The 314-nt window shown below is 60.5% G+C and carries 1 pseudogene; it reads left to right on the top strand.

Annotated features, from left to right (window positions below):
* Nucleotides 1-199: 199 nt before the first annotated feature.
* Nucleotides 200-314, top strand: a pseudogene (locus tag ELR45_RS43040) (pyridoxamine 5'-phosphate oxidase family protein); the annotation flags it as partial.

The following is a 314-nucleotide window of genomic DNA, read 5'->3' as shown; positions in this document are numbered from 1 at the left end:
CGCTCACATTCGCTCCGGTCAAGACCCTTCGAACAGAAGTTGACGGAGGCTGCGCCGTGCCGGTGCTTATTGTCCCAGCTCTTGCGCATGATCAGAATCGGCCATTTGGGCCATATCGCACCCTGAATTGATCAGTGATCATGGATATCGTCGTGAGCGGCGGTGGGGATGCGGCGGAGGGCGCGAGGAGGTTCATTTCATGACACATGCACAGGGCAGCCCGGATGACGTTCTGCCGGGTTCCGCAGGAGAGCATGCGCTTCAGCAGTCTTCGGGTACCCGGGACCGGGCGGATCGGTTCTACCGCGAGCAGA

It is taken from the genome of Phytoactinopolyspora endophytica (genome assembly GCF_004138495.1).
Classification (GTDB): Bacteria; Actinomycetota; Actinomycetes; order Jiangellales; family Jiangellaceae; genus Phytoactinopolyspora; species Phytoactinopolyspora endophytica.
The sequence above is the reverse complement of the archived record's forward strand: the minus strand, read 5'-3'. Positions and strand labels throughout refer to the sequence as shown.